A 24,078-nucleotide genomic window follows, 5' to 3' on the forward strand; every position below is an offset into this window, starting at 1 on the left:
CGCGGCGAATCTTGCCGCGAAGGTCGTCGTCGATTATTGGAAAGGGTGCCTCGGCACCCTTTTTTTATGTCCCTTTTGCCCATACCTGCCGGTATTGCCACCCTGGAGACCACCTTGGCCAAGCCGCTCTTCGATCCCGCCCAGCTTCCCATCGACGCCATCGCCGGCGAGCCGCCATTGCCGCACGAGCGACTGGCACCTGGGTGGCTGCGCGAACGCTTTGCCCGGCCGGCCGACTGGCTCCCGGAAACCGCGGACGAATCGCGCGCCGTCAAGGCCCATCCGGTGCCCGCCTCGGTGCTGGTGCCGCTGGTATTGCGCCCGCAAGGCATTTCCGTGCTGCTGACGCAGCGCACCGCGCACCTGAACGACCATGCCGGCCAGGTTGCCTTTCCCGGCGGGCGTGCCGAGCATGACGATGTCGACGCCGTCGATACCGCGCTGCGTGAAACGGAAGAGGAAATCGGCCTGCACCGCCGGCATATCGAGATACTCGGTACGCTGCCGCTGTATTACACCGGTACCGGGTATGCGGTAACGCCGGTGGTCGGCCTGGTCGCGCCGCCGTTCGAGCTGAAGGCCGACCCCTTCGAGGTGGCCGAAATCTTCGAAGTGCCGCTGCGCTTCCTGATGGACGGTGCCCATCACGAGGTGCGTTCGGCAACCCCGCCGGCCGCGGACGGAGAGCCGGGCCGGCCAGCGAAACGCACCTTCTACACGATGCCGTACGAGGGCCATTTCATCTGGGGTGCCACGGCCGGCATGCTGCGCAATCTGTTTCATTTCTTGCGCGCTTAAGCTATCGTAGCGCACATTGCACCCCAAGGGATTTAGATGACTTTTCTTTCGATTCTCTGCGCGCTGCTGCTCGAGCAAATGAAGCCGCTGCGCGCGGATAACCCGATCTACGCCAACATCAAGCTGTTCGCGGTGCGCATGGAAACCTGGTTCAACGCGGGCCAGGCAAGCCACGGCCGCATGGGCTGGTTCCTGATGATGGCGGCGCTGATGGTGCCTACCGCGCTGATCTACTGGGTACTGCTGCGTTATAACCTGATCCTGGCCGCGTTCGCATGGAACGTGCTGATCGTCTACCTGACCCTGGGATTTCGCCACTACAGCCACTATTTCACGTCGATCCAGCTGGCCTTGAACGCCGGCGACGAAGCCGCCGCCCGCGCGCTGCTGGCCGAATGGACGAAGCAGGATACCGTGGGCCTCGAGGCGAACGAGATCGCCCGCATTGCCGTCGAAAAAGCACTGATCACCACGCACCGCAACGTATTCGGCGTGTTCTTCTGGTTCCTGCTGCCGCTGGGCCCCGCCGCCGCCGTGATGTACCGCGTGTCCGAGTACCTGGCCCGCGCCTGGAACGAGCCGGATCACATGAGGAACGAGGCGTTCGGCCAGTTCGCCGCGAAGGCGTTCTACTGGATCGACTGGATTCCCGCACGCCTGACCGCCGTGGCTTTCGCCATCGTCGGCAACTTCGAGGATGCCATCTACGCATGGCGCAATTTCGCCCATCGCTGGCGCGACGAAGCGATCGGCATCATCCTGGCCGCCGGCGGCGGTGCGATGGGGGTGCGCCTCGGCACGCCACAGGAAAATGCCGCGAAGGTGGTGCCGGCCGATGCCGCCACGGTCGACATCAGCGATGTCGAAGTTGAAACGCTGCCGGGCGACGAGCCCACCGTGCGTGCATTGCAAAGCACCGTGGGCCTGGTCTGGCGCGCACTGCTGCTGTGGATGCTGCTGCTGCTGCTGATGTCCGGCGCGATGGCGCTGGGCTGATGGCGGGGCAGGGCCGGGGGCGCCGCGTTGCCGGATCGGTGCCCGGTTCAGCGTCATGCGCAAGAAACAACGCGTTCGCACGAACCGGCTTACAATGCGGTGCGCACGCTTGCGGTGCGCAAGCCTGGAGCAGCGGGGAAGCGGCATGAACGATCATTAATGGCTATTCCACCCCGCCGCGGTCGGGTACTGCGGTACTCAAGTCTTCTATAAGATATAATACTCATCGCGTTGTCCAGCGTGTTTTCCAGCGCATTTTCCAGTATCTCTGCCACGTACCAGTTTCCAGCCTATGGCCAGCGAGTTCTTCATTCTTGGGCTTACCACCGACGGCAAGCAGTTTCGCCCCAGCGACTGGGCCGATCGCCTGTGCGGTGTGATGTCATGCTTCCGGCCCGCGGGCACCGGCGGCCGCAATGCCCACCTGCAGTACTCTCCGCTGGTGCGGCCGACGATGATCAATGGCGTCAAGGCCGTCGTCGTCGATGAAACCCTGAAGGAGATCGAGCCGATGGCCTATCACTTCGTCAAGCAGTTCGCCGTCGACAACAAGCTGCAGGTCGTCGACGCCTGCTACGTCCCGGGCCCCGGCGACAAGCGGTAGCGGTCACTAGTTCTTCCCATGCCGGCCATCGCCGGCGTAGGATATGGTTTTGCCAACGCTATCAGCGAAACCACATGACCCTACGCCGTGCCTCCATTCCCGCCGCGCTGCTGTCCTGCTTCAGCTTCACGTTCATTGCCCCCGCAGTCCATGGCCAGACCCTGCCGCCCGGCGTGGTCAAGGGGCCGTCCGTCGAAGGCATCACCGAATACCGCCTGCCGAACGGCCTGAAGGTCCTGCTGTTCCCCGATTCGTCGAAACCCACCGTCACCGTCAACGTCACGTACCTGGTCGGCTCGCGCCACGAGAACTACGGCGAAACGGGCATGGCGCACCTGCTCGAACACCTGCTGTTCAAGGGCACGCCGAAGCACCGCAACATCCCGCAGCAATTCTCCGAGCGGGGCATGAACTTCAACGGCACCACGTCGCAGGACCGCACCAACTACTACGAGGTGTTCCCGGCCAGCGCCGGCAACCTGAAATGGGCGCTGGAGATGGAAGCGGAACGGATGACGAAATCGTTCGTCGCGAAGAAGGACCTCGACTCCGAGATGACCGTGGTGCGCAACGAATACGAGGCCGGCGAGAACAGCCCGTTCGGCGTGCTGATGAAGCGGATGGAAAGCGTGGCCTACGACTGGCACAGCTACGGCCGTTCCACGATCGGCAACCGCAGCGACATCGAGAACGTGAAGATCGAGAACCTGCAGGCCTTCTACCGCACGTACTACCAGCCGGACAACGCGGTGCTGCTGGTGGCCGGCAAGTTCGATCCTTCGCAGACGCTTTCCTGGATCAGCAAGTCGTTCGGCGTGATCCCCAAGCCGAAACGCAAGCTGCCGCCGTTCTGGACGGTGGAACCCGCGCAGGATGGCGAGCGCCAGTTCGCCGTGCGGCGCAAGGGCGACGTGCAGCTGATCCTGGTCGGCTACAAGGTGCCGGCCGGCCTGCACGCGGATGCCGATCCGCTGCAGTTCATGAGCCAGATCCAGGGCGATGCGCCGAACGGCCGCCTGCACAAGCTGCTGGTGGAAACCGGCAAGGCGGCGCAGGTGTTCAGCTTCGGCCAGACCGGCTACGCGCCGGGCCTGCAGCTGTTCGGCGCCGTCGTCAAGGCCGGGCAGCCGGTCGAGCCGGTGCGCGATGCGCTGGTCGAGGCCATCGAAGGCTTCGCCAAAACTCCTCCCAGCGAGGAAGAGATGGAGCGCACGCGGCGCAATTTCGCCAACGGCATCGAGAAGGCGCTGAACGATCCGCAGCAGGTGGGCGTGGCGCTTTCCGAGCAGATCGCCCTGGGTGACTGGCGCCTGCTGTTCCAGGGCCGCGACACGCTGCCGAAGATCACTTCGCAGCAGGTGGCCGAGGCGGCCGGACGCTACTTCCGGCGCGATAACCGCACTGTCGGCCTGTTCCTGCCGGATGACGCGCCGCAGCGCGCCGTCATCGGCGCGGCACCCACCGCGCAGGAAGTGATGAAGGATTACAAGGCGCGCGAGAGCGTGCTGACGTCGGAGGATTTCGATCCGAGCCAGGACAACATCATGGCGCGCACCGAGATCCGCAAGATCGGCGGCATCGAAGCGGCCCTGCTGCCGAAGAAGAACCGCGGCGAAACGGTATCGGTCAACCTGCGCCTCCATTGGGGCGACGAGAAGAACCAGTTCGGCAAGTCGATGGTGGCCGCCGTCACCGGCGAAATGCTCACGCGCGGCACCAGCAAGTATACGCGCGCCCAGCTGGCCGACGAGATGTCGAAGCTGAAGATGACCGGCAACAGCGTCTACCGTTTCGACACCACCCGCGAATACCTCGACGAATCGCTGCGGCTGATGGCGCACGTGCTGAGGGAGCCGAGCTTCCCCGAGGCGGAATTCGAACAGCTTCGCCAGCAGTGGATCGTCGGCATCGAAGCGAACCGCAACGAGCCGCCGGCGCTGGCCAGCCAGGCGCTCAGCGAATACTTCGACCACTGGCCGAAGGGCGATCCGCGCAATGTGATGACGGTCGACGAGCAGCTGGCCGAACTGAAGGCGATGAAGCTCGACGACGTGAAGGCCTACCACCGCGAATTCTATGGCGCATCGCACGGCGAACTGGCGATCGTGGGCGACTTCGACAAGGAAGCTGCCAGCAAGACAGTCGCCGGCGTGCTCGCCGGATGGGACAGCAAGGTGGCCTATGCCCGCATCCCCGATGCGAACGCGGACCGCGCCGCCATGCGCAAGGCGATCGACACGCCGGACAAGGAAAACGGCTTCTATATCGCGCGCATCAACCTCGACCTGCGCAGCGACGACCCGGATTACCCGGCGCTGGAACTGGCCAATTTCATCTTCGGCGACGGCGGCCTGAAGTCGCGGCTGATGGACCGCATCCGCCAGAAGGATGGCCTGTCGTACGGCGGCGGTTCCTCGCTGTATGTGGGCGACATCGACCGGGCATCGAACTTCCTGATCAACGCGATCGCCGCGCCGCAGAACCTGAAGAAGGTCGAAGCGGCGGTGCGCGAGGAGCTGGAACTGGCGCTGAAGAACGGCTTCACGGCCGCCGAAGTGGCCGGTGCCAAGTCCGGCCTGCTGCAGCAGCGCGTGCAGAACCGCACGAAGGATGGGGTGGTGGCCAGCGCCTGGACCAACTTCCTGTACCTGGACCGTACCTTCGCATGGAGCAAGCAGCATGAGCAGAAGCTGCAGGCGCTGACGGTGGAGCAGGTCAACGCCGCCTTCCGCAAGCACGTCGATCCGGCGAAGCTGGTCGTGGTGACGGCCGGGGACCAGTCGAAGGCCAAGTGACCCGCCAGCGTGCCTGCGTACCGCGGCCGGGCTGGCCGCGGCACGCAGGCACGCAGGCGTGAAAGCACACCGTCGCCTACGGCGTGCTCAGCTCCGCCACGAAGTCATACATGTCGCCGCGGAAGATCGAGCGGCAGAATTCCACCGCGCGGCCATCGCGCAGGAAGCCGAGGCGTTCGACGGCCAGCCCGGCATCGCCCTCGCGCGTGTGCAGCAACTGCGCCTGCTCGGCATTGAGCAGCAGCGCGGACAGGCGCTGCAGCGCACGCACGGGGCGGTGACCGGTCTTTTCCAGTGCTTCGTACATCGACACATCCACCGCGTCGAGCGAGGGCAGGGCGGTGGCGACGATCGTCGCGTATTCGAGGCACATCGGCACGTCGTCGGCAAAGCGGATGCGGTTGAAGCGGTACACCGGCGCGCCGGGCGACAGCCGCAGGCGCAGCGCCTCTTCCGGGGTCACGGTGCCTTCCGAGCGCTTCAGCCACACACTGTGCGGAATGCGGCCGCGCGCGCGGATATCTTCCGAGAACGACGTCAGCTTGGCGAAGTTCTTTTCGATGCGGGTGTTGATGAAGTTGCCCGAGCCGGGGCGGCGCACCAGCAGGCCTTCGTCGACCAGGCCATCGATGGCCTTGCGCACCGTGATCCTTGAAATCGCCAGGTCGGCTGCCAGTTGCCGTTCGGCCGGCAACGCTTCTTCCGGGCCGAAGATGCGCTTGTCCACCGCTTCCCGCAGCGCCCGCTGCAATTGCTGGTACAGCGGCAATCCCGTCTGCCGCATGCCGCGCATGATGTCCGCCAGCGAAGTCAATGTGTTCTCCCCTAAATCGTCCGAATGCGTCGTGGGTGGCCTGGCCCGATGAGCCAGGGAATGGCGGCGTCGATAATACCAAAAAAAGACCATACATAAAGCGGTCCGCATGGCCGCATTCCGATACCTACAGGGAGTTAGCGCTATCTGCCGGCATTTTGACAGGAAGTGGTATGTATTCCTGATACAACATTACAAAAAAAGAAGGAAATTGGTAGTGTTCTGGTATTGGTTGGCGTTATATTGGCGTTCGATTGGTTTTGCAAGAGGTAGCAAATTTGCAGCTGTGCCGTTGGCGGCGTACCGTCGGCGCGGCGCGCACGGAATCATGGAAACGACCGGCCCGGCAAGTCGACGGGCCCTCATCAAGGGGGAGTAAATGAAGCGCATCCAGGCAGCACAACAACACAAGCACCGCCCGGCCACCAACCGCCTGACGCCGGCGGCCGCCGCGGCAGCGATCCTGGTGCTGGGCATGGCCGGCACGGCCCACGCGCAGCAGTCCGCGGAACAGCAGGGCGGCACGCCGCAGGCCGAGCCGGAGCGGGTGATCGTCACCGGTATCCGCGCCGCGCTCCAGCAATCGCTGGCCGTCAAGCGCAATGCGTCCGCCAACGTCGAGGTCATCACTGCCGAAGACGTCGGCAAGATGCCCGACAAAAACGTGGCCGACTCGCTGCAACGCCTGCCCGGCGTGAATATCAGCTCTTCCGCGGCCGGCTCCGGCGGCTTCGACGAGAACGACCGCGTCAGCCTGCGCGGCACCGCGCCCAGCCTGACCCAGACCACGATCAACGGCCACGCCGTGTCGTCCGGCGACTGGTTCGTCCTCGACCAGGTGGGCGGCGCCGTGGGCCGCACCACGTCGTACTCGCTGCTGCCTTCCGAGATCGTCGGCCAGGTCATCGTGCGCAAGGCGGCAACCGCCGACATGGTCGAAGGCGGCGCCGCCGGCTCGATCGACGTGATCACGCGCCGCCCGCTCGACTTCAAGGAACCGCTGACGCTGGAAGGCTCGGTGCAGGCCGTGTATTCCACGCTGGCCGAGAAGACCGACCCGCAGTTCTCCGGCCTGGTGAACTGGAAGAACGCCACCAATACCTTCGGCGTGATGCTGCAGGGCTTCTCCGAGAAACGCAGCCTGCGCCGCGATGGCCAGGAACTGCTGCAGTACACGCAGATCGGCGCCAGCAGCCCGCTGGCGCAGGCGCGGCCGGACCTGGCCAACGTGTGGTACCCGCGCCTGATCGGCTCCTCGCTGTTCACGCAGGAACGCCACCGCAAGGGCGGGCTGGTTGCCGCGCAGATCAAGCCGTCGCGCGACCTGTCGGTGGAAGCCACGTACTTCAATTCGAAGCTGGAAGCGTCGAACTACAACCGCAACTACATGACCGACATGAATGGCAGCGGTGCCATCGGCGGCAACGTGGTGCCCGATTCGTACACGGTGCGCAACGGCACGCTGACCTCGGTCAACTACAGCAACAAGGGCACCGCCGCCGCGCCGTTGCGCTACGGCATCGTCGACGACATCGTGCGCGAAGGCGCCTATGCGAAATCCGAATTCCTCGACCTGAACGGCAAGTGGCGCGTCAACGATCAGTTGACCATCTCCGGCCTGATCGGCAAGACCCGCGGTACCGGTGCCACGCCGTCGCAAGGCGTCTACGAGGGCGACGTGAACAACTCAGGCGTCAGCTACCAGCTGAACGGCCTGGGTTCGCCGGCCACGGTGAAATTCCCCAGCATCGATACGTCCGTGTTCACCGGCACGGTGCTGGACTGGGTGTTCGGCTACAGCCCGGCCACCACGTCGGACGAGGAAACCTACGGCCAGATCGACGCCGCCTTCCGCCTCGAGAACGACACGTTCAGGGAAATCAAGTTCGGCCTGCGCGGCACCGACCACAAGCGCAGCAACTTCGCGATCTCGCAGGGCCCCAACTGGGCGAACACTGAACCCGGTACCGCCAATACCAACCCGGCCTGGAACGGCAACACGTACCCGGGCGATTTCGCCGCGGACCTGGGCGGCGACTTCCCGCGCAATGTGTGGGAACTGGACCCGGCCATCCTGCAGGCATGGGGTGCCGAGCACTCGAACCGCAGCACCGAGCGGATCTACTATCCGGACATGTTCAACCTGTCGGAAAAGACCAAGGCCGCCTACGTGTCGACCGAGATGGAAGGCGACGGCTGGAGCGGCAACCTGGGCGTGCGCGTGGTGCGCACCGAGGGTGAGTCGAACGGCTACCAGATCCTGCCGAACCAGCTGCCGGGCGGGAACCTGCCCGCGTTCCCGTGGGGCGGTTTCGTGCAGCAGACGCGCATCGAGAACAACCATACCGAGATCCTGCCGAGCCTGAACCTGCGCTTCGACGTGCGCAGCGATGTCGTGGCCCGCTTCGGTGCCTCGCGCACGATGACGCGGCCGGACTTCGGCGCGCTGGGCGGCACCGTGTCGCTGACCGATGAAACGCATACCGGCAACGGCGGCAACGCGGCGCTGAAACCCACGCTGTCGAACAACCTCGATGCGACCGTGCAGTGGTACTTCGCGCCGCGCGCGCTGGCATCGGTGGGCCTGTTCTACATGGACCTGCACAACTACGTGGGCTACGGCACCAGCACCGGCACCTTCATCGACAGCCGCGCATCGCAGCAGTCCGGCCAGCCGACCTTCGCCACCTACACCATCACGTCGCCGATCAACGTCGACGCGAACGTGAAGGGCATCGAGCTGGCGCTGCAACTGCCGCTGGGCGCGGGCTTCGGCGTCGACGGCAATGTCACGCTGTCCGATTCGAAGCAGGACTTCGGCAGCTGCCCGGCCACGCAGACGATGACGTCCTCCGACCCGTGCGACATGCTGGGCGCCTCGAAGACCACCGCCAACGTCGGCGCCTACTTCGAGAACGACCGGTTCAACGTGCGCATCGGCTACGCGTGGCGTTCGGCGTACCTGGCCGCCCAGGACCGCGGCACGCCGCTGTACCAGGATGCGGTGGGCCAGCTGTCGGCCTCGCTGAACTGGAACATCACGAAGAACGTCGTCCTCACCTTGAGCGGCCAGAACCTGAACGAGCCGATCCTGAAGAACTACGTGTACAACAAGGACCAGCCGGGCCGCTTCTATGCCAACGGCGCGCAGTACTACGCCGGCCTGCGGTTCAAGTATTGATTCCAGCCGCAAACATTTCCTGAAACCGGGGTCTGACCCCGGGTTAGGGAAACTTTCCGTTAACGCATCCGTTTTCGACTTCGCGCGATGACTTTTTGCCTGGAATTCCACCGGATGGATGAGAAAGCATGTGCTGCGTTGATGGTTGGGCAGCGGCCGGTGATCGTACGCGGCTGCGTCAGTCACTGGCCGGCTGTCGTGCAGGCGCGCAAGGCGCCGGAGGCGCTGTGCCGCTACCTGCTGCGCTTCGACCGGGGCACGCCGGCCGATACTGTGCTGATGCCGCCGGAGGTGCAAGGGCGGCTGTTTTATTCGCCCGACATGAAAAGCTTCAACTTCGTGCGCAGCAAGCGCACGGTGGGCGCCGTGCTGGAACAGGTGGCGCGTTATTCGCAGTTTCCGGCCGCGCCGGCGGTAGCGATGCAGAGCGCGCTGCTGGACGATGTGCTGCCCGGATTCGCAGCGGAAAACCGTGCGCCGCCGCTGGCGCAGCTGGGCCACCCGGCGGTGGCGCCGCGCCTGTGGCTGGGCAACGAAGTGATCACGCCGGCGCATTTCGACGAGTCGCACAACCTCGCCTGCGTCGTCAGCGGCCGGCGCCGCTTCACGCTGTTTCCCCCGGAGCAGGTGGCGAACCTTTACCTCGGACCGCTGGATTTCGCGCCGACGCCGACACCGATCAGCCTGGTGAGTTTCCGCGCGCCCGACTTCGGTCGCTTTCCGAAATTCCGTGAAGCGCTGGAGCACGCCATCGTCGCCGAGCTCGAACCCGGCGATGCGCTGTACATTCCGTCACTGTGGTGGCATCACGTCGAATCGATCGGCGTGCTCAATGCCATGGTCAATTACTGGTGGACCGCGCCGGCGGCGAACGGCCTGACGAAGGCCGCCGTGCTGGCGCAAGCCGTGGAGAACCGATGAAAAAATCCCTGCTCGCGACGGCGAATTTGCTGGCGCTGCCGGCGCTGCTGGCGCTGCTGGCGCTATCCGCGCCGGCCGCGCTGGCCGCGCCGCGTGTCGTCGTCAGTCCCTATAAATTCCTGCCCCTGAACCGCGCGCCGGACCATGCGATCGGCGCGCGCGATGCAACGCCCTACCTGCGCAGCAAGCCGGCGGCGCTGACGTGGGCGTTCGCCACCGGCGAATGCGGCAGCGAGACGTGGCGCGAACAAACGGGTGCCCAGGTGGCGCAGGCCAACGTGGCGGCATTTGCAAAAGCCGGTATCGATTACGTGATCTCCACCGGCGGGCAGGGCGGCGTATTCACCTGCGCCACCGATGACGGCATGGAACGCTTCCTGGCCCGCTACGACTCGCAGCACCTGGCCGGCATCGATTTCGACATCGAGGCCGGGCAGACGAAGGAACAGATCGCCTCTCTCGTGCAGCGTGCCGCCACCGCGCAGCAGAAGCGCCCGCACCTGCGCTTCTCGTTTACCGTCGCCACGCATGCGGCGTCCGATGGCAGCAGGCGCAGCCTGAATGCGCTGGGCGAGACGATCCTTGCCGCGGTGCGCGCGAGCGCCCTGCGCGACTGGACGTTCAACCTGATGGTGATGGACTACGGTCCGCCCGCGCCGGACGTGTGCGTGCTGCGCGGCGAGGTGTGCGACATGGGCAGGTCGGCCGTGCAGGCGGTGCGCAACGTGCACGTTAAATACGGTATTCCGCTTGCGCAGATCGAGGTGACGCCGATGATCGGCGTAAACGACGTGCCACGCAACGATTTCACGCTGGCCGATGCGCGCATGCTGGGCGCGGCCGTGAAGGACATGGGCCTGGCGGGACTGCACTGGTGGTCGCTCGACCGGGACCAGCCGTGCAAGGTGCCGGTGCAGGGCGCCAGCGACCGCTGCAGCGGGACGGATGGTGCCGCGGGCGCGTTCGATGCGGCGTTCAGGGAAGGCTTACGGGACGCGCGCTGAATGCGGCAAGGCACACCGGTGCCAGCGCCAGCAATAAAAAAAGCGGGAAGGCCATCGGCCATTCCCGCTTTCGATGCGCAGCTGATTACTGGGCAGCCTGGGCCTGGGCGTTGCCGCCGGCCGGGCGGTTCACCCACATGATCCAGTAGCGTGCCAGGTCGCCGCGGCCGTCGGCGCCGGTCACGGTCTGCAGCGTCTTGATCGCGTCGTCCTTGCGGCCGGCCAGCGCGTACGAATAGCCCAGGCGCAGCTTGGCGTCGTCGGCGTTCTGCAGGCCGCCCTTGGTGATGCCTTCCTGGATCAGGGCGATGCCCTTGTCGTGCTGGCCCAGCGTCACGTACGCGTAGCCCAGGTTGATCAGGCCGGTACCGTTCTTCGACTTGCGGGCCGAGGCTTCGCCGGTGCCGATGTTCTTCGTGTCGTCGGCGGCCTGCTTGTCGGCCTGTGCGCGCAGCTTCTTGTGCTCTGCCGCCTTGGTGCCCGTACCCAGCACGCCGTTCGAGAAGCCGGCGTCCAGCGCCTGCTTGGCTTCGATCGGCTGGCCGGCCAGCAGCGCCAGTTCGGCCAGTGCCGTGTACTCTTCGGCGGCCATCTTCGACACGGCCACTTTCTCGAGGCGCAGCACATCCAGCGCGAAACGGTTCGAGTAGCTGGCCTTGCCCTGCGTGCGGCTCAGCAGGTCGAGCCAGTAATCGTCGTTCGGGTAGTAGCGCACCAGGTTTTCCAGCGCCACCAGGTAAGTGGCCTGGTCCTTGGTCTTTGCACCCGAGTTGGCCAGCAGCTGCAGTTCTTCCAGCTTCGGCGTGGTGCCGGCCTTCTGGTGCGCGTCGAGGTCCTTCAGCAGCTCGGTCTTCGCGGTGGCGAAGTCGTTGTTGAAGTAATGGGCGCGGATGATGTACGGGCGCACCTTGGTGTCGCCGGTTTCGGTCTGGTAGCGGTTGAACCAGGTGATCGCTTTCGCGTAATCCTTGTTATTGTAGTACTGGGTCGCCAGCGCCTGCACGAAGTCGCGCTGCTCGGTCGGCTGCAGCTTGCCGGAATTGATCACGGCTTCCAGCGCGGTCGTCAGCGCGGCGGTGTCGTTGGTGGCCGAGGCCACCGAGATGCGCATGCGGTTCAGCACGAAGTCTTCGTATACAGTGCGGTTCGGCAGCGCTTCGGCCTGGGTCAGGCGGTTCTTCACTTCGTCGTAATTCTTGGCATCCATCAGCGGCTTGATCTGGGCCGGATCGACCAGCTTGAAGATCTCAGGACGCACGGTGTCCTTCGGTGCCTCGGCCGGGGCTGCCGGCTTGTCTTGGGCGAATGCCGCCGCTGGCAGCGCGAAAACGGCGTTCAGGCCGATGGCAGCCAGCAGGAGGCTGATGCGGGCGAGACGGAACTGGGGCATGATGAAAAAATCCTTCAATCAAGGGACAAACACTTATTGTCCCATAAATTTTAATAACGATAGGGTTTCAATTAACGCAACTGCGGCGACGCGTAAAGATACTACCAAAGGCTTGCGGACGCCATTGGTACCGCAATCAAATCGCCCGCGCCATCATTGCGCCGCCGCTTCCCGCGCCTGTCCGTCCGGCTGCTCGGCGTCGTTCGCCACCCGCGATTCCATCGGAATGAACTGCGACAGCACGGCCACGGGGATGGCCGCCACCAGTACCCACACGAAGAATTGCTGGTAGCCCAGCGCGGCCTGGATATCGCCGCTGATCCACTTGAACAGCACGAAGCCCAGCTGCATGATGCCGGTCGAGAAAGCGTAATGGGCGGTCGTGTACTTGCCCGGAGCGACCACCTGCATCATGTACAGGATGATGCCGACGAAGCCGAAGCCGTAGCCGAACATCTCGGCCGACAGCGCGGCGCCGATGATCACCAGGTCGTGCGGATGCCAGGTCGACAGGTACCAGAACACTAGGTTCGGCAGGTTCACCGCCAGGATCAGCGGCAGGATGGCGCGGCGCAGCCCGAGCCAGGAAGTGAAATAGCCGCCGGCGATGGAGCCGACGATGAACGCCACCGTGCCCGAGGTGCCGTAGACGATGCCCACTTCCGCGGTGGACAGGCCCAGGCCGCCCTTGTCGATCGCATCGCGCAGGAACAGCGGGCCGATCGTCTGCACCTGCGCTTCACCGGCGCGGAAAAGGATGATGAACAGGATCGACACCCAGATGCCCGGCTTTTTCAGGTAGTCGATGATGACTTCCTTCAGCGTGCGGGCGATGCCGGCGGCCGTGCGGTCGCTGCCGCCGGTGTTGGCGGCCGTGGGCAGCGACCAGGCGTGGTACAGGCCCAGCGACACCATCGTGGCGGCCAGGATGAGGAAGATGATCGTCCATGCGTTCGTCACGCCCTGCGTCTTTTCCAGCTGGCCGGCCAGGATCACCAGGCCGCCCAGCGAAATGAAGCGCCCGGCGTTGAAGAAGGTGCCGGTCCAGCCGGCATACTGGGCCTGCTGCTTCTTGCTGAGACTGGCGATGTACAGGCCGTCGCAGGCAATGTCGTGCGTCGCCGAGCTGATCGCGACCAGTCCCAGCATCGCCACGCTGGCCGCCAGCCATATCGGCAGGTGCAGTGCCAGCGCCACCAGGCCGAGGCAGGCGCCGCCCAGCAGCTGGAAGGTGACCACCACCGCCTTCTTGCTGGGCGCCAGTTCCAGGAACGGGCTCCACAACGGCTTGAAGACCCAGGCCGCGCCGATATAGGCCGTCCAGTGGGCGATATCCTCGTTCGCCACGCCCATGCTCTTGAACATGAGCCCCGCGATCAGCGCCACGGCGAAATAGGGCAGGCCCTGGGCAAAGTACAGCGAGGGCACCCAGAACGGCGGATTGCGCCCAGGGCTTCCTGCCTGCGTGGCTGCCAGAGCGGCTGCCGGGTTGACTCCATTGGCGGCGTTCGGCATCGTCTGTCCCGTGGTCGTGGTCGTAGTCGTAGTCGTGATGATTAAGCGAAGCCCAGCACCGGGCATTTGCCGGCCGCTTCCAGGTCGCCGGCCAGCCAGGCGCCGACGGCTTCCAGCGCCGGCGCGGCGAAGCCGTAGGTCATCAGGGCGGGCGCATCGATGTCGAGCGCCTGGTAGGGATTCCACAGCGCCACGTGCAGGTCGGGGCGCCAGGTGGCGCGTGCATGCGGCCCGTAGCGCAGGCGCGAGGTGGAGGCCAGGATGGTATAGCGGCCATCGTCCGGCAGCGCGGACCAGTCGAAGCTTTCGGCATCGGCGAACGTCACCAGGTCCACGTCATGCAGCCGGCGCAGCATGTCGGCGATCCTGGCCGCCGGTACGCCGGCTTCCGAGACGCCGTCGCTGACGACGTCCTGCCGCGCCACCAGCCGCACCCTGGCGCCGGGCGCGGGGCGTTGCGGGTTGCCGCGGCTGGTCAGCGCGCGGCGCCAGCCTTCGGCCATCACGGCGCGGTCGGCGGCGTCCTCGGTGTAGTCGCGCGGCACGACCGGGTACTTGTTCGCCAGCGCGGCCAGCCGGGCCAGGCTTTCGTCGACCCGGGCGCGCGGGACGGTGCCGTCGGCGATGGCCTGCGCGATGGCGTCCAGCGTCTCGTCCTGCGTTTCCGGAGTGCCGAGCGCCATCACCATGTCGGCGCCGGCGGCCAGCGCACGCACCGCCGCGTTGCCCACGCCGTAGCGGCCGGCGATCGCATGCATGTCCATGCCGTCGGTGATGATCACGCCGCCGTAGTTCCACTCGCGGCGCAGGATGCCGTCCAGGATCGCCGGCGACATCGTGGCCGGGTTGTCGGCGTCGATGGCGGGGTAGACGATGTGCGCCGTCATCACGGCCGGGGCCTCCGGCGCGGCGGTGCGGAACGGCGCGAACTCGAACGCTTCCAGTTCGTCGCGCGGCTTGTCGACGGTGGGCAGGTCGCGGTGCGAGTCCACGCTGGTGTCGCCGTGGCCGGGGAAGTGCTTGACGCAGCAGGCCACGCCTTCCGCCTCGCTGCCGGCCATCCACGCCATCGCCAGCTCGGCTGCGCGTTGCGGATCGGCGCCGAACGAGCGCTCGGCGATCACCGGGTTGTGCGGATTGTTGTTCAGGTCCAGCACCGGCGCGAAGTTCCAGTTGAAGCCCAGCGCCTTCACGGCACGCGCCACGGCGGCGCCGGTGCGCTGCGCGAGACCGGTATCGTCCGCGGCGCCCAGGCCCATTGCCGCCGGCGGTGCCGGCACCCAGGTCGAGCGCACTACCGCGCCGCCTTCCTGGTCGATCGCGATCAGCGCTTCGGGGCCGAGCACGGCGCGCAGGTCGGCCGTCAGCTTCGACAGCTGCGCCGCATCGGTCATGTTGCCGCGGAACAGGCATACGGCGCGGATGCCGTTCTCCTTCAGGAACGCCGCCGTGGCGGCATCCAGTTCGGTGCCGGGGAAGCGGATCATGATCAGCTGGCCCGCCAGCTTGCGCAGTGCGTTCGGTTGTTGGTTCATTGTTCGTTCGTGACCGATGGGGAAACGTTGAAGGAAAGGGCTGCCGCGATCGTGCGGTGCATCGACCGCAGGATCACCGCTTGCGGGCAACTGCCCGGCCGCGGCGGCGCCGGGCGCGGTACTGTCCGGCCCGGCCGGCTCGGCTTGATCAGCTGGCTCAGTTGGTCCTTGTGACCTTGGACAGGTGCCTTGGCTTGTCCGGATCGAGCCCGCGCGCGGCCGACAGCTGCGCCGCCATCACGTAGAGCGCCTGGATCGCCACGATCGGGTCGAGGTCCGGCGTGGCGGCCACCGGCAGCGTGAGGTCGCGCCCACCCACGTCGCCCGGCGCGGCCAGCAGCACGCGCGCGCCGCGGCCGCGCATGTCGTCGGCCAGGGCCAGCAGGCCGGCCTGTGTCGGGCCGCGCGTGGCGAAGATCAGCAGCGGATAGCCTTCCTCGATCAGCGCCATCGGGCCATGCTTGATCTCGGCCCCGGAGAATGCCTCGGCCTGCAGCGCCGAGGTTTCCTTGAACTTCAGCGACGCTTCCAGCGCGACGGGGAAGCTGATGCCGCGGCCCACGACCATGATGTTGCGGGCCGGCGCCAGCACGTCCACCGCCTGCTGCCAGTCGGCCTGCGCGGCCACCCGCAGCGCTTCCGGCAGCGCCGCCAGGCCATCCTTCAGCTCGGGGTCGTTCTGCCAGTTCGCCACCAGCCGCGCGCCGGCCACCAGCGAGGTGATGAAGCTCTTCGTGGCCGCCACGCTCTGCTCCTTGCCGGCGCGCAGCGGCATCGCCCACTCGGCGGCCTGCGCCAGCGGCGAATCGATGTCGTTGACCAGTGCCACCGTGGTGGCGCCGCCGTCGCGGAAGTAGCGGATCGGCTCGACCACGTCCGGGCTCTGGCCCGATTGCGAGACGGCGATCGTCAGCGTGTCGCGCGTGGTCAAAGGCGACTTGTGCAGCGTGATGAGCGACATCGGCAGCGAGGCCACCACGTGGCCCAGGCGCGCCATGATCAGGTAGGCGATGTAGTTCGACGCGTGGTCCGAGCTGCCGCGCGCCACGGTGAGCGCGGTGGAGAACGGCGTGCCGGCGAGCCGGCGGCCCAGTTCCCCATAGCGGTCGGTATCGTGCGCCAGCTGCCCGGCCACGCAGTCGGCCGCGGAAAGGGCTTCCTTAAGCATCATTGAGGTCAACGCATTCTCCTTCGATATAGACGGCTTTCAGTTTCAGGTCGCGGTCGAGTACCACGATGTCGGCCCAGGCGCCGGCAGCCAGGCGGCCGCGCTCTTCCAGGCCCAGGTAATCGGCGGCGTGCGTCGACACGCGGGCCGACGCGTCGGCCAGGTCGAGGCCCAGGCCGACCAGGTTGCGCAGCGCCTGGTCCAGCGTCAGCGTGCTGCCGGCCAGCGTGCCGTCCGGCAGCCGCACGCCGCCCATGCACTTGTGCACGGTATGCCGGCCCAGCATGTATTCGCCGTCCGGCATGCCGGTGGCGGAGGTCGAATCGGTCACGCAGTACAGCCGCGGAATCGCGCGCAGCGCGGTCTTGATGGCGCCCGGATGCACGTGCAGCAGGTCGGGAATCAGCTCGGCGAACTGCGCATGCGCCAGCGCGGCGCCGACCATGCCGGGCTCGCGGTGGTGCAGGGGGCTCATGGCATTGAACAGGTGCGTGAAGCCGGCCGCGCCGTGCTCGAGGGCGGCCACGCCGTCTTCATAGGAACCCAGCGTGTGGCCGATCTGCACGCGCATGCCTTCGTCGGCCAGTTCGCGCACCAGCGCCAGGTGGCCGGCGATTTCCGGCGCCACCGTGATCACGCGCAGCGGCGCCAGCGTTTCCAGCCGCTGGACTTCGGCCAGCGTGGCGGCGCGCGCGAAGTTCGGCTGCGCGCCCAGCTTGCCGGAATTGATGTACGGGCCTTCCAGGTGCGCGCCCAGCACGCGCGCCTCGCCCTTGCCGCGCTGGCGCACCGCCTTGCCGATCGCGGCCAGTGCCAAGTCGATGTCTTCCGGCGGCGCCGTCATCGTCGTGGCCAGGATGCTGGTGGTGCCGTGGCGGGCGTGCATGGCGGCGATCGTGTGCACGGCGTCGCCGCCTTCCATCACGTCGCGGCCAGCGCCGCCGTGCACATGCAGGTCGATGAAGCCGGGCAGGATGTAGTCGTCGCCGTTCAGCGCCGGATCGGCGGCGGCGCCGTCGATGCCGGCCACCCGGTCGGTGAAGGAAATGGTGCCGGCGATCCAGCCGCCGGCGCTCAAGATATTGCCGTTGATACTGTTTGGTTTATTGGCATCGTTCATCGACGCGACTCCGCAACGAATTCGTAATAATCACTGCGGCACCACGAGTGGGTCAGTTCCACCGCGGCGCCGCTTTCCAGGTAGCTCACGCGCGTGATGTGCAGCATGGCCGTGCCAGGCGCGATATCGGCCAGTCGCGCCTGTTCGGCATTGGCGTTGATCGCGCGGATGTGCTGCAGCGCCCGCATCGGCACCGTGCCATGCGCTTCCAGGTAGCCGTACAGCGAATCGGTGACGTGCTGCGGATCGGGAATGAAGGCGGCGGGAATGGTCGACGTCTCGATCGCCATGACCACGTCATCGGCGGTGCGCAGCCGTTTCAGGCGCGCCACGGGCACATTGGGGGAGAGGCCGAGCGACAGCACCTCGAGCGGTGCGGCGATGCCGATCTCGCGCTGCAGCCAGCGCGAACCGGCCGTGAAACCGCGCTGGCGCAATTCTTCCGAGAAGCTCGTCAGGCGCGACAGCGGCTGTTCGAGCTTCGGCGTGATGTAGGTGCCGGAGCCGCGCCGGCGCGTCAGCATGCCGCGGTCGCACAGCAGGTCGATCGCCTTGCGCGCCGTGACCCGTGAAATGCTCAGCGCGTCGGACAGCACGCGCTCGGAGGGCAGCGCCTCGTTGGCGCGCCAGTCGCCGCCGGCGATGCCGTCGGACAGGCGGTTGGCCACCTGCATGTACAGCGGTGTATCGCTGGCGGCGTCGGGATGGAAATCGCGCAGTCGGGCCGGCATGGTTCACTCCTTCGCGGGGGAAATGGCGAGTTGTCGCCGGATCAGTTGCAATGCGCCGGCGGCCGAATCGCCGTTGGCCGGCACGATGCGCGCCAGCAGTTCGCCCGGCAGGAACTCGCGCATCGCTTCGGCCAGGCCGCCGCACAGCGCGATCGGCAGCTTGCCGGCGGTATCGAGCGCGCCGGCGATCAATCCCACCTGGTTGCCCGCTTCGATCATGATCGCGCGCGCCGTGTCGTCCCCGGCCGCGTGTTCCAGCACGATGCGGGCAAGTTGCGCGTAGCGTGTCTGCGTCGCGCTGGCGAGCCACGCCTGGATCGCATCCCTGGCGCCGCCGCAGGCCGCAGCGACGGCATCGGCGAACGGGCTGCTGGCGGCGCGGCCGTCGATCACGTGCTGGACGTGATTCACGGCGCGCATGCCGATCCAGGCGCCGCCCGCTTCGTCGCCGGACGGGAAGCCCCAGCCGCCCACTTCGCGCCGCGAGCCGTCCTCGCACAGGGCTTCGCCGACACTGCCGGTGCCGAGGGCGATGATGGCCCCGGGCCGGCCTTCATGGGCGCCGAGCACCGTGGTGTAGGCATCGGTTTCCAGCGCCACCGCCGCGTAGCCGGGATTGGCGCCGATGAAGTCCGCCGCCCAGCCCTTGTTATGGACGCCGGCCAGCCCGAGCCCGATGGCAATGCGCTCGCGTTCGGGAGTGCCGGTGCCGGCTGCCGCAAAGGCCGCGGCGGCTGCCTGCTCGACCGCGTTCCAGGCATTGGGGATGCCGTGCAGCAGGGCCGACGGGCCGCTGGCCCCTTCGCCCAGTAACGTGCCGTCGGGCAGTGCGAGGCGCACCCGGGTGCCGGTGCCGCCGCCGTCGACGCCGATCAGATAATCGATCATAGGAGGTGGTGTGTGAAGAGTCGGAGGTGACTATAGGGTGGGCTATCCGGCTTGTCAACAGGTATTTAACTGGTATTGTCTTGTTGCGTTATCGCGCCCGTTCCAGCCTCCGATATTTCCATGCAATGCCTTGTTTTTAAACGATAAAACGGTATTTAAGAATGGTATGGTATTTGGTATGTGAGGATACCGGTCCGGCTAATACCAAAAGCAAAAACCCGGCACGCGGCCGGGTTTGCCCGGCGTGGCCGGGAATGGTTCGGGAAGAAGGTCAGCGCGCTTCGTGCGTACCCTCGCGGTCGATCGTCACCAGGCGGTCCGTGCCGTTCCTGCCATGCGTCTCGACCTTGCCGCGCACGTTGATGACGGCATTGCCGGGGCCGCGCACGGAGACCTGGGCCTGGTCGGCCTGCAAGTCCCTGCCATCGATGCTGCCGGAGCCGGAAAGCTGGGCGGACAGCCGCGCGGTGCGGCCCTGCAGGTGAGCGCCGCCGGGACCGGCCAGCGTCAGGCGCACGCTTTTCGCATCCATCGCGGAGCGCAGTTCGCCCGAGCCGCGCAGCTCGGCATCCAGCGAGTCGGTCACGCGTTGCAAGGCGATGTCGCCGGGGCCATTGCCGCGCACCACGGCGCGGCCCACGCTCAGCGCTTCGCCGTCGAAGTCGCCCGAGCCGCTGACCGATGCTTCGAGCGTGCCGGTGGTGCCGCTCAGCTTCATGTTGCCGGGACCGTCCAGTTCCACGCGCAGGCTTTGCGTTTGCAGGCCGCGCGCCTCCAGGTCGCCGGAACCGCGTACCCGCGCTTCCATCTTGCGGATGGTGCCGGCAACGCAGGCGCTGCCCGGGCCCGACAGGTTCGTGCTGGCGCTTTCCACCGCCAGCGAGCACGCATCCAGATCACCCGAGCCGGCCAGGGTGGCGTGGATTTCGCGGCTGCGGCCCCGCAGCGCGACCGACCCTGGGCCCGTCAGCGTGGTGCTGACCTTGTCCGCGGCGATGTCGTCGACGTCCAGGTCGCCCGAGCCGGTCACGTCGGCCGCCAGTTCGCGCGAGATGCCGGCCGCCTCCACGTCGCCGGGGCCGCTCATCTTCAGCCGCAGCGTGGCGGCGCGCAGGCTGCGCAGGTCGATGTCGCCGCTGCCGCTGCCGGCGACGGACAGTTCGCGCACGCTGCCGTTCGCGTGCAGGTCGCCGGGGCCGGTGACAGCCAGCTGCAGCGTGTCGCCGCGCGCGCGGTCGAGCCGCACGTCGCCGCTGCCGCCGCTGCGCAGGCTTTTCAGTTGCGGCGCGCCGATCGTCACCATCACCGGTTCGCTGCGCTTGCCAAAGCTGAAGTGCCAGCCGTTGCGGTTCTTGCGGCGTACCACGAGCGTATCGCGCTCGACGAACGTCTCGATCTGCGCAAGTTCGTCGGCAGGGCCGGACAGGCGCAGCGCGCGCGGCGCTTCGGCATCCACCTGCACGTCGAACGGTCCGGAGAGATCGATCGCGCTGAACGCGCCGATGTTGCGGGTTTCAGTGGCCCGGGCCTGGCTGGGGCTGTCCGCCGCGGCCGCCGTGCCCATAGGTACGTGGACGGCCAGGATGAGGAAAGCAAGCGAAGGGAAATGTCGGATCATGATGTCGGCCTCATTTTTGGAAGCATGACGATATGCCAACGGCAGGCCCGCCGCGAGCGCGACGGGATGGACTGGTGAAAACGCGGTGCCGGCCGCAGAATGGGACGATGGGCGGTTCCGGAAGTTCAGCCGAAATGCTCTTCCCTGCGGCTGATGCGCAGGAAGATCAGCAGCAATCCGACCAGCAGCATCGGCGCCATGCGCGGTTCGGGAATGGTGGGCGGCACATCGACCCGGGCCGGCACGATGGGCGCGGCGGCCATGGTGGCCATGGTGGGCATGGTGGGCGCGGTGGGCACAACGGGCGTGACGGGGGCGCCGGTGATGGCGAACGACGCCGTGACCGGCACGGTATCGGCGTGCTGCACCAGCGGGCGGTCGACCGCCCAGGGCACACCGTCGCGGTACTGTCCGGACAGCGCTTCGCCCGTGAAATACCACGCTTGCGTCACATCTTGCAGGTCCGCCATGTGCCAGGTAGCGAAAACAGTTACGGGTTCGGGCGCCGCGTGGACGGTGGCGGTGCCGAGTGCGGCAACGGCTGAGAAAGCGATCGCACAAAGGATTTTCATTATGGTTCCGTCCAGCTTGAGCCACGCTATTAAAGCACAGCCAGGGACCCGCCGGCGACATTCGTAGCGAAATGATAACGATTCCCTGAAACCATGCGGTGTGAATACCGGGCATTGCGAGGAGGTGTCATAATGCATGTCGGAGGATTTTCGCAAAATGATCAAGTATCTGGGCACCAAAAAAACCGATCAGGGCGGGACGGTCTATGTCTTCCTCATCAATGGCCAGGAAAAGCATGTGAACGAAGGCGCGCTGAAGCAGTACCCGGGTTGCTACGAAGCGCTGCCGGAATCGGCCAAGGCCAGGATCGCCGCCAACCGCAAATGGCTGCAGAGTTTGTAGGCACCAGGGGCGGGGCTGCCGCTGTGCCTGCCCTGAGTCTGGCCCTGGCTTTGCTGGTTGCGCCACCGCTGCAGGCAAAGGTGCCCAGCCATTTCGGCGTGGTCATGGGCAATGGCCTGCTGTGCCGCGACCAGACTTCGAACCGTTACTATTTCGACTACATGGTGCGCTGGTTCGGCCAGCCATACAAGCGCGAGGGTGGCGCCTACTGGTTTCGCACGCCCGAGGCCCGGCTGTGGGGCTTTCCGGTGCGGGAAGTGATCGTCAGCGACGAAACCTTCCCCTATCGCTTCATCGGCGCAGTGGCCGATACCACGCCGGAAAAGCTGGCCGCGGCGATCACGCAGCGCGATGGCCTGCGCTATGCGAAAATCGCGGGCACCGCGACACCGGTGCGGGAAACCTCCACCGGCGGGCGCATTGCCTACGCGGACCGCCGCAGCAAGATCTATTGCGCCAAGTTCAAACCGCTGCCGCCCGCGCTGCGCTGACCGATCATTCATGTACACGCGATTCTTCAACCTGACCCGCAGCCCGTTTTCCATCGCACCCGATCCGCGCTACCTGTACATGAGCGAGCGCCATCGCGAGGCGCTGGCGCATCTGCTGTATGGCGTCGGCAGCGGCGGCGGATTCGTGCTGCTGACGGGCGAGATCGGCGCCGGCAAGACTACCGTGTGCCGCTGTTTCATCGAACAGGTGCCGGCCGATTGCCAGCTGGCCTACATCTTCAACCCGAAGCTGTCGGTCGAGGAACTGCTGCAGTCGGTATGCGACGAATTCCGCATCGTGCTGCCGGCAGGCGCCGCCACCGTCAAGCATTATGTGGATGCGATCAACCGGCATCTGCTGGACAGCCACGCGCGCGGCGCCAACAATGTGCTCGTCATCGACGAGGCGCAGAACCTGTCGGCCGCCGTGCTGGAGCAGTTGCGGCTGCTGACGAACCTCGAGACGAGCGAACGCAAGCTGCTGCAGATCATCCTGATCGGCCAGCCCGAGCTGCGCGCGATGCTGGCGCGGCCGGAACTGGAGCAGCTGGCGCAGCGCGTGATCGCGCGCTATCACCTGGGTTCCCTGAGTGCCGCCGAGACGGGGCAATATATCGCCCACCGGCTGGCGGTGGCGGGGCAGGCCGGGCCATCGCCATTCCCGGCCGATACGATGGCTCTGATCCACGCGCTGACACATGGCGTGCCGCGGCGCATCAACCTGCTGTGCGACCGCGCGCTGCTCGGCGCCTATGTCGAAAACAGGGCGCAGGTCACGCGCACGATCGTGCGCCGCGCCGCGCGGGAGGTGTTCGGCGCGGCCTTGCCACGCCAGCGCCAGCGCTGGCCGCTGGTGGCCGGCGGCGTGCTGGCAGGCGCGGTACTGACCGCCGCCGCCGCATGGCAGCTGGTGCCGCGCCACGCCGCGCCAGCCATGCCGGCGGCCACCCAGGCGCCTGCGCCGGCGGCTGCGCAGGCAGGCACCGTGCGCGATGCAGGCAGCGAGGCGACACTGCGCCGCCTGGCTGCGCTGTGGGGCGTGGCATTGAAGGAAGGCGCCGGCGACGTCTGCACCGAAGCGCCGCGCCACAACCTGCGCTGCCTGGCCACGCGCGGCGGTCTGGACGACCTGCGCCTGCTGGACCGCCCGGCGATGCTGGCGTTGAACGACGATCCGGTCACGCCGACATACGCCTTGCTGGTCGCGCTCGGAGAGAGCGGCGCCACGCTCGATATCGGCGGCCGGCGCCAGGCCGTCACGCGGGCGGCCCTGGATAACCGCTACGACGGTGCCTTCACCACGTTCTGGCGCGCGCCATCGGGCTGGCGCGAACAGGTGGCGGCCGGCGACCGCGGCCCCGAGGTGGACTGGCTGGCGCGGCGGCTGGCCCAGCAGGCCGGGGCCACGCGGCCGGAGGACGGTGCGCCGCTCGATGGGGAAACCCTGCGCCGGCTGCGCGCCTTCCAGGCTGCCCAGCAACTGAAGGCGGACGGCGTGGCCGGCCCGAAAACATTCATCAGGCTGAGCGCGATCAGCGATGCCAGCATACCGAACCCGGAACCCCGGCTGGCCCTGGCGGCCGGGGGAAAGTGA

General features: G+C 66.6%; 20 protein-coding genes. 10 read left to right on the top strand and 10 right to left on the bottom strand.

Annotated features, from left to right (window positions below; all coding sequences use genetic code 11):
• Nucleotides 1-114 precede the first annotated feature (114 nt).
• From ACY34H_RS08280 to ACY34H_RS08295, 4 genes are all read left to right on the top strand, one after another.
• Complete coding sequence (locus tag ACY34H_RS08280; RefSeq protein WP_464977019.1) at nucleotides 115-798, top strand: CoA pyrophosphatase; 684 nt, start codon at nucleotides 115-117, stop codon at nucleotides 796-798.
• Nucleotides 799-834: 36 nt separating this feature from the next.
• Nucleotides 835-1,794: a CobD/CbiB family protein gene (locus ACY34H_RS08285; RefSeq protein ID WP_464977020.1), complete on the top strand. Its 960-nt coding sequence runs from the start codon at nucleotides 835-837 to the stop codon at nucleotides 1,792-1,794.
• 292 nt (nucleotides 1,795-2,086) lie between these two features.
• A complete protein-coding gene (locus ACY34H_RS08290; protein WP_464977021.1) occupies nucleotides 2,087-2,398 on the top strand; it encodes a DUF3579 domain-containing protein in 312 nt (103 codons plus the stop codon).
• A 74-nt stretch (nucleotides 2,399-2,472) separates the two neighbouring features.
• Nucleotides 2,473-5,193 carry a M16 family metallopeptidase gene (locus ACY34H_RS08295; protein WP_464977022.1) on the top strand — a complete coding sequence of 907 codons (2,721 nt, stop codon included), beginning with the start codon at nucleotides 2,473-2,475 and terminating at the stop codon, nucleotides 5,191-5,193.
• A 76-nt stretch (nucleotides 5,194-5,269) separates the two neighbouring features.
• Here ACY34H_RS08295 and ACY34H_RS08300 read toward each other — a convergent pair whose 3' ends face one another.
• Entirely contained in the window at nucleotides 5,270-6,007 is a 738-nt protein-coding gene (locus ACY34H_RS08300; protein ID WP_137316515.1) for a GntR family transcriptional regulator, read from the bottom strand.
• Between the two features lie 379 nt (nucleotides 6,008-6,386).
• Here ACY34H_RS08300 and ACY34H_RS08305 point away from each other — a divergent pair, with 379 nt between their 5' ends.
• From ACY34H_RS08305 to ACY34H_RS08315, 3 genes are all read left to right on the top strand, one after another.
• Nucleotides 6,387-9,188 (top strand): TonB-dependent receptor, encoded by a 2,802-nt coding sequence (locus ACY34H_RS08305; RefSeq protein WP_464977023.1) that lies wholly within the window; start codon nucleotides 6,387-6,389, stop codon nucleotides 9,186-9,188.
• Nucleotides 9,189-9,329: 141 nt separating this feature from the next.
• Nucleotides 9,330-10,109 carry a cupin-like domain-containing protein gene (locus ACY34H_RS08310; RefSeq protein ID WP_464977279.1) on the top strand — a complete coding sequence of 260 codons (780 nt, stop codon included), beginning with the start codon at nucleotides 9,330-9,332 and terminating at the stop codon, nucleotides 10,107-10,109.
• Nucleotides 10,106-11,113, top strand: coding sequence for a glycoside hydrolase family 18 protein (locus tag ACY34H_RS08315; RefSeq protein ID WP_464977024.1), 1,008 nt, complete (start codon nucleotides 10,106-10,108; stop codon nucleotides 11,111-11,113). Before ACY34H_RS08310 ends, ACY34H_RS08315 begins: the two co-directional genes overlap by 4 nt.
• A gap of 85 nt (nucleotides 11,114-11,198) precedes the next feature.
• Here ACY34H_RS08315 and ACY34H_RS08320 read toward each other — a convergent pair whose 3' ends face one another.
• From ACY34H_RS08320 to ACY34H_RS08360, 9 genes are all read right to left on the bottom strand, one after another.
• Complete coding sequence (locus ACY34H_RS08320; RefSeq protein WP_464977025.1) at nucleotides 11,199-12,503, bottom strand: tetratricopeptide repeat protein; 1,305 nt, start codon at nucleotides 12,501-12,503, stop codon at nucleotides 11,199-11,201.
• A gap of 153 nt (nucleotides 12,504-12,656) precedes the next feature.
• Nucleotides 12,657-14,018 carry an MFS transporter gene (locus ACY34H_RS08325; RefSeq protein WP_464977026.1) on the bottom strand — a complete coding sequence of 454 codons (1,362 nt, stop codon included), beginning with the start codon at nucleotides 14,016-14,018 and terminating at the stop codon, nucleotides 12,657-12,659.
• Between the two features lie 41 nt (nucleotides 14,019-14,059).
• The gene (gene nagZ, locus ACY34H_RS08330) at nucleotides 14,060-15,553 is read right to left on the bottom strand and encodes a beta-N-acetylhexosaminidase (RefSeq protein WP_464977027.1); all 1,494 of its coding nucleotides are present in this window, start codon (nucleotides 15,551-15,553) and stop codon (nucleotides 14,060-14,062) included.
• Nucleotides 15,554-15,710: 157 nt separating this feature from the next.
• Nucleotides 15,711-16,724, bottom strand: a complete 1,014-nt coding sequence (locus ACY34H_RS08335) for an SIS domain-containing protein (protein ID WP_464977028.1) — start codon at nucleotides 16,722-16,724, stop codon at nucleotides 15,711-15,713.
• Nucleotides 16,714-17,841, bottom strand: a complete 1,128-nt coding sequence (gene nagA, locus ACY34H_RS08340; RefSeq protein WP_464977029.1) for an N-acetylglucosamine-6-phosphate deacetylase — start codon at nucleotides 17,839-17,841, stop codon at nucleotides 16,714-16,716. Before nagA ends, ACY34H_RS08335 begins: the two co-directional genes overlap by 11 nt.
• Nucleotides 17,838-18,572: a GntR family transcriptional regulator gene (locus tag ACY34H_RS08345; RefSeq protein WP_464977030.1), complete on the bottom strand. Its 735-nt coding sequence runs from the start codon at nucleotides 18,570-18,572 to the stop codon at nucleotides 17,838-17,840. Before ACY34H_RS08345 ends, nagA begins: the two co-directional genes overlap by 4 nt.
• A gap of 3 nt (nucleotides 18,573-18,575) precedes the next feature.
• The gene (locus ACY34H_RS08350; protein ID WP_464977031.1) at nucleotides 18,576-19,460 is read right to left on the bottom strand and encodes a glucosamine kinase nucleotide-binding domain-containing protein; all 885 of its coding nucleotides are present in this window, start codon (nucleotides 19,458-19,460) and stop codon (nucleotides 18,576-18,578) included.
• A 271-nt stretch (nucleotides 19,461-19,731) separates the two neighbouring features.
• Nucleotides 19,732-21,078, bottom strand: a complete 1,347-nt coding sequence (locus ACY34H_RS08355; protein WP_464977032.1) for a GIN domain-containing protein — start codon at nucleotides 21,076-21,078, stop codon at nucleotides 19,732-19,734.
• Nucleotides 21,079-21,203: 125 nt separating this feature from the next.
• A complete protein-coding gene (locus ACY34H_RS08360; RefSeq protein WP_464977033.1) occupies nucleotides 21,204-21,650 on the bottom strand; it encodes a hypothetical protein in 447 nt (148 codons plus the stop codon).
• A 136-nt stretch (nucleotides 21,651-21,786) separates the two neighbouring features.
• On the opposite strand from ACY34H_RS08360, the gene ACY34H_RS08365 reads away from it, so the two are divergent.
• From ACY34H_RS08365 to ACY34H_RS08375, 3 genes are read left to right on the top strand one after another with little or no spacing between them, the layout of a single operon-like run.
• Nucleotides 21,787-21,993, top strand: coding sequence for a hypothetical protein (locus ACY34H_RS08365; protein WP_464977034.1), 207 nt, complete (start codon nucleotides 21,787-21,789; stop codon nucleotides 21,991-21,993).
• A 23-nt stretch (nucleotides 21,994-22,016) separates the two neighbouring features.
• Nucleotides 22,017-22,484 carry a hypothetical protein gene (locus ACY34H_RS08370; protein ID WP_464977035.1) on the top strand — a complete coding sequence of 156 codons (468 nt, stop codon included), beginning with the start codon at nucleotides 22,017-22,019 and terminating at the stop codon, nucleotides 22,482-22,484.
• A gap of 10 nt (nucleotides 22,485-22,494) precedes the next feature.
• Nucleotides 22,495-24,078: an AAA family ATPase gene (locus ACY34H_RS08375; RefSeq protein ID WP_464977036.1), complete on the top strand. Its 1,584-nt coding sequence runs from the start codon at nucleotides 22,495-22,497 to the stop codon at nucleotides 24,076-24,078.

Source organism: Pseudoduganella sp. jia 9 (genome assembly GCF_055502615.1).